Annotated in this window: 8 protein-coding genes; 5 read left to right on the top strand and 3 right to left on the bottom strand. The window is 64.6% G+C overall.

The features are described 5' to 3' along the window. Positions 1 to 140: 140 nt before the first annotated feature. Complete coding sequence (locus J5M58_RS08215) at positions 141 to 1,823, bottom strand: AMP-binding protein (RefSeq protein ID WP_207877806.1); 1,683 nt, start codon at positions 1,821 to 1,823, stop codon at positions 141 to 143. A 318-nt stretch (positions 1,824 to 2,141) separates the two neighbouring features. Here J5M58_RS08215 and J5M58_RS08210 point away from each other — a divergent pair, with 318 nt between their 5' ends. From J5M58_RS08210 to J5M58_RS08195, 4 genes are read left to right on the top strand one after another with little or no spacing between them, the layout of a single operon-like run. After that, a complete protein-coding gene (locus tag J5M58_RS08210; RefSeq protein ID WP_013973339.1) occupies positions 2,142 to 3,305 on the top strand; it encodes an isovaleryl-CoA dehydrogenase in 1,164 nt (387 codons plus the stop codon). A gap of 19 nt (positions 3,306 to 3,324) precedes the next feature. Continuing rightward, the gene (locus J5M58_RS08205) at positions 3,325 to 4,932 is read left to right on the top strand and encodes a carboxyl transferase domain-containing protein (RefSeq protein WP_046615628.1); all 1,608 of its coding nucleotides are present in this window, start codon (positions 3,325 to 3,327) and stop codon (positions 4,930 to 4,932) included. Positions 4,933 to 4,935: 3 nt separating this feature from the next. After that, complete coding sequence (locus tag J5M58_RS08200; RefSeq protein WP_112252869.1) at positions 4,936 to 5,751, top strand: gamma-carboxygeranoyl-CoA hydratase; 816 nt, start codon at positions 4,936 to 4,938, stop codon at positions 5,749 to 5,751. Further along, on the top strand, positions 5,748 to 7,700 hold the full coding sequence (locus tag J5M58_RS08195) for an acetyl/propionyl/methylcrotonyl-CoA carboxylase subunit alpha (protein ID WP_207877804.1): 1,953 nt from the start codon (positions 5,748 to 5,750) through the stop codon (positions 7,698 to 7,700). Before J5M58_RS08200 ends, J5M58_RS08195 begins: the two co-directional genes overlap by 4 nt. Positions 7,701 to 7,838: 138 nt before the next feature. Here J5M58_RS08195 and J5M58_RS08190 read toward each other — a convergent pair whose 3' ends face one another. Beyond that, a complete protein-coding gene (locus tag J5M58_RS08190; RefSeq protein ID WP_306795236.1) occupies positions 7,839 to 8,510 on the bottom strand; it encodes a LexA family transcriptional regulator in 672 nt (223 codons plus the stop codon). A gap of 98 nt (positions 8,511 to 8,608) precedes the next feature. Further along, positions 8,609 to 9,262 (bottom strand): LexA family transcriptional regulator, encoded by a 654-nt coding sequence (locus tag J5M58_RS08185; RefSeq protein WP_112252872.1) that lies wholly within the window; start codon positions 9,260 to 9,262, stop codon positions 8,609 to 8,611. 130 nt (positions 9,263 to 9,392) lie between these two features. On the opposite strand from J5M58_RS08185, the gene J5M58_RS08180 reads away from it, so the two are divergent. Next, positions 9,393 to 9,704, top strand: coding sequence for a hypothetical protein (locus J5M58_RS08180; protein ID WP_112252873.1), 312 nt, complete (start codon positions 9,393 to 9,395; stop codon positions 9,702 to 9,704). Positions 9,705 to 9,777 lie beyond the last annotated feature (73 nt).

Here is a 9,777-nt window from a genome sequence, read left to right as displayed (position 1 = left end):
GGTTACTGCTGGTTGATGCATTGGCTGTTCCGGCCTCTTCGCGGGTAAACCCGCTCCCACAGGTACAGCGCCGTGTTCGAGTTTGGCGCTGTCCCTGTGGGAGCGGGTTTACCCGCGAAGAGGCCGGAACAGCCAATGCATCAACCAGCAGTAACCGCCGCGATCTCGGCCACACTGATCTCCCGCATGCGGAACTTCTGCACCTTGCCGGTCACCGTCATCGGGTACTCGTCGACGAAGCGGATATGCCGCGGCACCTTGAAATGGGCAATGCGCGCCTTGCACCAGCCCTGCAGCTCCTCGACCGTGGCACTGTGCCCAGGGTGCAGCTTTATCCAGGCGACGATCTCCTCGCCATAACGGCTGCACGGGATGCCGATCACTTGCGCATCGGCCACCGCTGGGTGGGTGTAGAAGAACTCTTCCAGTTCCCGCGGGTAGATGTTCTCGCCGCCACGAATGATCATGTCCTTGTTGCGCCCGACAATGCGCACATAGCCATGCTCGTCCATCACCGCCAGGTCGCCCGAATGCATCCAGCCGGCCGGGTCGATGGCATCCGCGGTGGCCTGGGGGTTGTCCCAGTAGCCGAGCATCACGCTGTAGCCGCGAGTGCACAGCTCGCCGATCTCGCCGCGCGGGACGATGCAGCCGTCGGCATCCACCAGCTTGTTCTCCAGCTGCGGCTGGGTACGGCCGACGGTGGTCACGCGCAGTTCCAGGTGGTCGTCCGGGCCGGTCTGCAGCGACACCGGGCTGGTTTCGGTCATGCCATAGGCGATCTGCACTTCGGCCATGTGCATCTGGTCGATGACCCGGCGCATCACCTCGATCGGGCAGGTGGCGCCAGCCATGATGCCGCTGCGCAGGGTCGACAAATCCATTTGCGCGCGCGCGGGGTGGTCGAGCATGGCGATGAACATGGTTGGCACGCCATAGAGAATGCTCGCGCGCTCTTCGGCCACGGCGCGCAGGGTGAGCTCGGCGTCGAAGGCGTCGTTGGGGTAGATCATCGTGCTGCCGTGGGTGATGCAACCGAGGTTGGCCATGACCATGCCGAAGCAGTGGTACAACGGCACCGGGATCACCATGCGGTCGCGTGCGCCCAGGCCCAGGCTTTCGCCGACCATGAAGCCGTTGTTGAGGATGTTGTAGTGGCTGAGCGTGGCGCCCTTCGGCGCGCCGGTGGTGCCGGAGGTGTACTGGATGTTCACCGGCTGGTCGAACTGCAGGCTTTGCTGGCGCGTCGCATAGGCCTCGGTCGAGATCTGCCCTGCCCGCTCGGCCAGCGCCTGCCAAGGCAAAAAGCCTGCCGGCGGGTTGGCGGCCAGGCTGACCACACCACGCAGGTCGGGCAGGCGTTCACTGGCCATTTCACCCGGGGTGGCACTGGCCAGCTCCGGTGCCAGTTCCTGGACCATGGCGTGGTAGTCGGACGTCTTGAAGGCATCGGCACACACCAGCCAGCGGCATCCGGACTGGCGCAGCACGTATTCCAGCTCGCCCACGCGGTAGGCCGGGTTGATGTTGACCAGAATCGCGCCGACCTTGGCGCTGGCCAGCTGCAGGATGCACCACTGGGCGCAGTTGGGCGACCAGATGCCGATCCGATCGCCGGTGTTCACGCCCAGGGCCATCAGGGCACGAGCATGCACTTCGACCTGCTCGGCCAGTTGCCGCCAGCTGTAGCGCAAGCCCTGATGACGCGACACCAGGGCCTCGCCGTCGGCGTAGCGGGCCACCGTGGCATCGAAGGCCTGGCCGATGGTCTGGGTGAGCAAGGCTTGGTCCTGGCGACCGCGGGTATAGCTTGGTTGACTCATGGGTGTCCCTTCTTGTGGTTGTTCTGGGCACGACTGAAGCAAGCGGGGATACTCTGGCGCAGATTTACGTTTACGTAAAGGTGATGAGCCGATTGACAGTGGATGCGCGCAGGTTTACGTTAACGTAAAGGTGAAAACGACATCTGGTTTGCCGGCGTACCACCGACCCTGTGGGAGCGGGTTCACCCGCGAATGCGATCATCAGGCAATGACGGTGGCCCTGCTGACGCATTCGCGGGTAAACCCGCTCCCACAGGGCCGGTGATAGCCGTTGAGCTACGGTGTTACCCAATTTCAAGAACAACAAGGTGCCCCAGCATGCATTACCCCACCCTGAACTTCGCCCTGGGCGAAACCATCGACATGCTCCGCGACCAGGTGCGCACCTTCGTCGCGGCCGAACTGGCCCCGCGTGCCGCGCAAATCGACCACGACAACCTGTTCCCCGCCGACATGTGGCGCAAGTTCGGCGACATGGGCCTGCTGGGCATCACCGTGCCGGAAGAATACGGCGGTGCCGGCCTGGGCTACCTGGCCCACGTGGTGTCGATGGAAGAAATCAGCCGTGGCTCGGCCTCGGTAGCCCTGTCCTACGGCGCCCACTCCAACCTCTGCGTCAACCAGATCAACCGCAACGGCAGCCACGAGCAGAAGCTCAAGTACCTGCCCAAGCTGATCAGCGGCGAGCACATCGGCGCCTTGGCCATGAGCGAGCCCAATGCCGGTTCCGACGTGGTGTCGATGAAACTGCGCGCGGAAAAGCGCGGCGACCACTACGTGCTCAACGGCAGCAAGACCTGGATCACCAACGGCCCGGACGCCAACACCTACGTGATCTACGCCAAGACCGACCTGGAAAAGGGCGCGCACGGTATCACCGCGTTCATCGTCGAGCGTGACTGGAAAGGCTTCAGCCGCAGCAACAAGTTCGACAAGCTGGGCATGCGTGGCTCCAACACCTGCGAGCTGTTCTTCGACGGCGTCGAAGTGCCGGAAGAAAACATCCTCGGCCAGCTCAACGGTGGCGTGCGCGTGCTGATGAGCGGCCTGGACTACGAGCGTGTGGTGCTGTCCGGCGGCCCGACCGGCATCATGCAAAGCTGCATGGACCTGGTGGTGCCGTACATCCACGACCGCAAGCAGTTCGGCCAGAGCATCGGCGAATTCCAGCTGATCCAGGGCAAGATCGCCGACATGTACACCCAGCTCAACGCCAGCCGCGCCTACCTGTATGCCGTGGCGCAGGCCTGCGACCGTGGCGAGACCACCCGCAAGGACGCCGCCGGGGTGATCCTGTACACCGCCGAACGCGCCACGCAAATGGCCCTGGAGGCAATCCAGATTCTTGGCGGCAACGGCTATATCAACGAATTCCCGGCAGGCCGCCTGCTGCGCGACGCCAAGCTGTACGAGATCGGTGCCGGCACCAGCGAAATCCGCCGGATGCTGATTGGCCGCGAACTGTTCAACGAAACCCGCTGAGCACAAGGGACGGGCGCACATGGCTACCTTGCACACCCAGATCAACCCGCGTTCAGCAGAGTTCGCCAGCAACAGCGCGGCCATGCTCGAACAGGTCCAGGCCCTGCGCGGCCTGCTCGCCCAGGTGGCCCAGGGCGGTGGGCCCAAGGCTCAGGAGCGGCACACTTCGCGTGGCAAGCTGTTGCCACGCGAGCGTATCGACCGCCTGCTGGACCCGGGCTCGCCGTTCCTCGAAATCGGCCAGCTGGCTGCCCATGAGGTGTATGGCGAAGACGTACCCGCTGCGGGCGTGATCGCCGGCATCGGCCGCGTCGAAGGCGTGGAATGCATGATCGTGGCCAACGACGCCACGGTCAAAGGCGGTTCCTACTACCCGCTGACCGTAAAGAAGCACCTGCGTGCACAGACCATCGCCCTGCAGAATCGCCTGCCGTGCATCTACCTGGTGGACTCCGGCGGCGCCAACCTGCCACGCCAGGACGAAGTGTTCCCCGACCGCGAGCACTTCGGGCGTATCTTCTTCAACCAGGCCAACATGAGCGCACTGGGCATTCCGCAGATTGCCGTGGTGATGGGCTCGTGCACCGCCGGCGGTGCCTACGTGCCCGCGATGGCCGACGAAGCGATCATGGTGCGCCAGCAAGCGACCATCTTCCTTGCCGGCCCCCCACTGGTAAAGGCCGCCACCGGTGAGGTGGTGAGCGCCGAAGACCTCGGCGGCGCCGATGTGCACTGCCGCACCAGCGGCGTGGCCGACCACTATGCCGACAACGACGAACACGCCCTGGCCCTGGCCCGCCGCAGCGTGGCCAACCTCAACTGGCACAAGCTGGGCAAGCTGCAACGCCTGGCCCCGGTGGCACCGCTGTATGCCGCCGATGAGCTGTATGGCGTGGTGCCGGCCGATGCCAAGCAACCGTTCGATGTGCGCGAGGTAATCGCGCGCCTGGTCGACGGCTCGGTGTTCGACGAGTTCAAGGCGCTGTTCGGTACCACCCTGGTGTGCGGCTTCGCCCACCTGCACGGCTACCCGGTGGCGATCCTGGCCAACAACGGCATCCTGTTCGCCGAGGCCGCGCAAAAAGGCGCGCACTTCATCGAACTGGCCTGCCAGCGCGGCATCCCGCTGCTGTTCCTGCAGAACATCACCGGTTTCATGGTCGGCAAGAAGTACGAAGAAGGCGGCATCGCCAAGCACGGCGCCAAGCTGGTCACCGCCGTGGCCTGCGCCCAGGTGCCGAAGTTCACGGTGATCATCGGTGGCAGCTTCGGCGCCGGCAACTATGGCATGTGCGGCCGGGCCTACGACCCGCGCTTCCTGTGGATGTGGCCCAACGCACGGATTGGCGTGATGGGGGCCGAACAGGCCGCCGGCGTGCTGGCCCAGGTCAAGCGCGAACAGAGCGAACGCAGTGGTCACCCGTTCAGCGCCGAAGACGAAGCCCGGCTCAAGCAGCCGATCCTTGACCAGTACGAGCACCAGGGTCACCCCTACTACTCCAGCGCCCGCCTGTGGGACGACGGTGTCATCGACCCGGCGCAGACCCGCGACGTGCTCGGCCTGGCGTTGTCCGCCGCGCTGAACGCCCCGATCGAACAGAGCCGCTTCGGCATTTTCCGGATGTGACCCATGAGCGATTTCAGCACCCTCGAAGTGATCCGCGACCCGCGCGGCTTCGCCACCCTGTGGCTGAGCCGCGAGGACAAGAACAACGCCTTCAACGCGCAGATGATCCGCGAACTGATCGTCGCCCTCGACCAGCTGGCCGAGGACCCCAGCCTGCGCTTCGTGCTGCTGCGCGGCCGCGGCCGGCACTTCAGCGCCGGCGCCGACCTGGCCTGGATGCAGCAGTCGGCGCAGCTGGACTTCAACACCAACCTGGATGACGCCCGCGAGCTGGGCGAGCTGATGTACGCCCTGCACCGCCTCAAGGCACCGACCCTGGCCGTGGTGCAAGGCGCGGCCTTTGGCGGCGCGCTGGGCCTGATCAGCTGCTGCGACATGGCCATTGGGGCCGAAGATGCCCAGCTGTGCCTGTCGGAAGTGCGCATAGGCCTGGCCCCGGCGGTAATCAGCCCGTTCGTGGTCAAGGCCATCGGCGAGCGCGCCGCGCGCCGCTATGCCCTTACCGCCGAGCGTTTCAGCGGCGTGCGGGCCCGCGAGCTGGGCTTGCTGGCCGAGGTATACCCGGCCAGCGAACTGGACACCCAGGTCGAAGCCTGGGTGAACAACCTGCTGCAGAACAGCCCGCAAGCGCTGCGCGCCACCAAGGACCTGCTGCGTGAGGTGGACGACGGCGAACTCAGCCCAGCCCTGCGCCGCTATTGCGAAAACACCATCGCCCGCATCCGCGTCAGCGCCGAAGGCCAGGAGGGCCTGCGCGCCTTCCTGGAAAAACGCCGCCCCGCGTGGCAAACCGACGACAAGAAGGAGCCGCGCCCATGAGCCGCCCCGCTTTGACCACCCTGCTGGTCGCCAACCGCGGCGAAATCGCCTGCCGGGTAATGCGCACCGCCAAGGCCATGGGCCTGACCACCGTGGCCGTACACAGCGCCACCGACCGTGATGCCCGGCACAGCCGCGAGGCCGATACCCGCGTCGACCTCGGCGGCACCAAGGCTGCCGAAAGCTACCTGCTGGTCGACAAGCTGCTGGCCGCAGCCAAGGCCAGCGGCGCCCAGGCCATCCACCCGGGCTATGGTTTCCTGTCCGAGAACGCAGGCTTCGCACGCGCCATCGAAGAGGCCGGGCTTATCTTCCTCGGCCCACCGGCCAGCGCCATCGACGCCATGGGCAGCAAGTCGGCGGCCAAGGCACTGATGGAAGCCGCTGGCGTGCCGCTGGTGCCGGGCTACCACGGCGAGGCTCAGGACCTGGACACCTTCCGCACCGCCGCCGAACGCATCGGCTACCCGGTGCTGCTCAAGGCCAGCGCCGGCGGCGGTGGCAAGGGCATGAAAGTGGTCGAGGAGGAAAGCCAGCTGGCCGACGCCCTGGCCTCGGCCCAGCGTGAGGCGCAGTCGTCGTTCGGCGATGCGCGCATGCTGGTGGAAAAGTACGTGCTCAAGCCGCGCCATGTGGAAATCCAGGTATTCGCCGACCAGCACGGCAACTGCCTGTACCTCAACGAGCGTGACTGTTCGATTCAGCGCCGTCACCAGAAGGTGGTGGAAGAAGCCCCTGCGCCAGGCCTGTCAGCCGAATTGCGCCGGGCCATGGGTGAGGCGGCAGTGCGCGCGGCCCAGGCCATCGGCTACGTGGGCGCCGGCACCGTGGAGTTCCTGCTCGATGCCCGTGGCGAGTTCTTCTTCATGGAGATGAACACCCGCCTGCAGGTGGAGCACCCAGTCACCGAGGCCATTACCGGGCTCGACCTGGTGGCCTGGCAGATTCGCGTGGCCTGCGGCGAGGCCCTGCCGATCACCCAGGAGCAGGTGCCGCTGATCGGCCATGCCATCGAAGTGCGCCTGTATGCCGAGGACCCAGCGAACGAATTCCTGCCGGCGACCGGCAAGCTGACGCTGTACCGCGAGTCGGCAGCCGGCGAAGGGCGACGGGTGGACAGCGGGGTCAGCGAAGGCGATGTGGTGTCGCCGTTCTACGACCCGATGCTGGGCAAGCTGATCGCCTGGGGCGAAGACCGCGAGCAGGCGCGCCTGCGCTTGCTGGCCATGCTCGACGAGTTTGCCATTGGCGGGCTGAAGACCAACATCGCCTTCCTGCGGCGCATTCTCGCCCACCCGGCGTTTGCTGCAGCCGAACTGGATACCGGCTTCATTCCGCGTCACCAGGAGGTTTTGCTGCCCGCGCCTCAAGCGCTGCCAGCAGGCTTCTGGGAAGCGGCGGCCGAGGCCTGGTTGCAGGGCCAGGCCGCATATCAGCGGAGCGACGACCACAGTTCGCCGTGGGCCGAACGCAACGGCCTGCGCCTGGGCCTGCCTTCGCGCAGCACCCTGCACCTGGTGAGTGGCGGGCAGGACCAGGCGGTTGCCCTGGAGCGCAGCGCTGCGTCTACCTGGCAACTGGTGGGCGAGCAGTTGGTTCATGACCAGGCGGGCGTGCGTCGCCAGCATCTGGCGATCCGCCGCGGTGGCACGTTGTACTTGCAGTGGGATGGCGAGATGCATGCCATCGAAGCCTTCGACCCGATTGCCGAGGCCGAGGCCAGCCACAGCCACCAGGGCGGCCTGGGCGCGCCCATGAACGGCAGCATCGTGCGCGTGCTGGTAGAGCCCGGGCAAGTGGTGGAAGCAGGTACGGCGCTGGTAGTGCTGGAGGCCATGAAGATGGAGCACAGCATTCGCGCGCCGCATGGCGGCACGGTGAAGGCGTTGTTCTGCCAGGAAGGCGATATGGTCAGCGAAGGGACGGTGCTGGTCGAACTGGCGGAGTAAGGGTCCTGGGGGCCGCTGTGCGGCCCTTTCGCGACACAAGGCCGCTCCTACAAGGGTCCGCGCTTGGCATCAAACCCGGCGCGATCCTCTGTAGGAGCGGCCTTGTGTCGCGATGGGCTGCGCAGCAGCCCCGGCAATCTAGAAGGAGCCATGCACTCGCACGACCACACCCAGAAACTCGCAGCCGTCCTCACACAGCAGCGCCGGATAGTTGCTGTTCAATGCCTTCAGGTACCGCTGCCCACCTTCCTCCACCAATTCACGGAAAATCGCCGGTTTGCCCGGCTGACGGGCGATAACCAAATGCCCTGGTTCGGCTTCTAAGCCAGGGTCCACCAACATCCGCATACCTTGCGGCACACTGCGGCCACTGACGGCACTCATGGCATCGTTTTCCACGGTCAGCCAGAACGCCTTGCCCAGGGCCAGATAGTCCGTCTGCTCGAATACGCCAGGCTCCGTGACATCTGCAACACCCAGCTCATCCCAACCCAGCACCGGGTAGCGGAAACACACGATGTATTGCATGAGGTCCAGATCGTCATCGGTGCCATCCACATCGTAAACGCTCCGCTCCCCGTCCTGCCCCTGAATGCGCAGGTGCAAGCTGACGCTGTAATGGGGCATGCCAATCTCGACGAGCGTGCGATTCATCGACTCGATCTTCGGCTGTCGCCGCTTGTTCACCCAATGCCCCACGCTGCCTTGTGACACGCCAACACGCTCGGCCAGCTGTTCTTGAGTGAGCCCCAGCTCTTCCATCCGGTGACGAACCAGGGCAATCCATCTATCCATATTCATCGCTGCCATCAGCCTCCTGCAAAGGCGCGCCTCCCGATCGAACCCGGTGCGGCCGCTGTAGGAGCGGCCTTGTGTCGCAACAGAGCTGCACAGCAGCCCCCGGCAAGCTAGAAGATCTCATGTCCCCGCACAACTACACCCAGAAATTCGCAGCCGTCTTCACACAGGACTGTCGGATAACGCGTATTCAGCGGTTTGAGCATCCTGTCTCCGCCCTCCTCGACCAACTGCCGCAACACTGCCGGCCGCCCGGGCTGCCGAGCAATTACCAACCGGCCTGGCTCAGCCGGCAGGCCAGTATCCACCAGCACACGCATACCCTCAGGTATGCTCCTGCCACTGGCGGCATTCATCGAGTCGTTTTCCACCACTAGCCAGAACGCATTGCCGGCGGGCATGTAGTCAGTCTGCTCGTGGGCCTTGCTTGTTTCTGGCAAAGTTCCCTGCAAGTCAGCCCAACTCAGCACCGGAAAGCGGAAGCTCGCGTAAAGCAATGCCTCTGCCGAAACCGGCTGCTCGGCCGCATAGTGACCAGGCGATTCGCGCACGATATCGCGCTCCACCACCATGACTTGGGCTTCCAGAAACACCAGCCCAAGTTTTTCGAGCTTTTCGTTGATGGTTTCCAGCGTCGGCCGCCGCGTACCACGCAGCCAATGCCCCACGCCCCCCTGAGTCATGCCCAGGCGTTCGGCCAGCTTGAGCTGGCTGAGATTGTGTTCGCGCTTGTAGCGCTTGAGAAATGCGTTCCAGTTTTCCATGAGCGGCAACAATACGGACTGTATTAATCGCAGCAATACACAATATGAATTATTTATTTTTAGATAGATAGTACAGACTGACCTATCCTCTGATTCCTGTGTGTTTGAAGGGAAATCAGAAGGTATCGCGATGAAACCACCGAAAAACGACGAAACAGATCTCGACAGCGAAGCCGCCCGCCGCGCCCTCGACTACTACCTCAACCCCAACCCGCCGCGCCCCACTCAGGAGAACAGGATCTGGACCCTGCACGAGGGGGTAACCAAAGACCAGGCCCAGGAGCATGCCATCGCCCTGCTGCGCTGCGCCGCCGCCACCGCGCAGGAAACCGCCACCCACCAGCACGGTAGCCAGCGCGAGCTGACCTTCGCGCTGATGCACATGATGGACATGGCACGCGCACTGCTCGAGCACAACCGCTCGGTGGGTTCGGGTTCGTAAGCAGGAAAGAAGGGAGAGAACGTGATGGCCAGGTAACGGCAAAGGCCCCGATTGCCGGGACAAGGAAGCGCAC

It is taken from the genome of Pseudomonas sp. 32_A (genome assembly GCF_017490905.1).
Lineage (GTDB): Bacteria > Pseudomonadota > Gammaproteobacteria > Pseudomonadales > Pseudomonadaceae > Aquipseudomonas > Aquipseudomonas inefficax.
The sequence above is the reverse complement of the archived record's forward strand: the minus strand, read 5'-3'. Positions and strand labels throughout refer to the sequence as shown.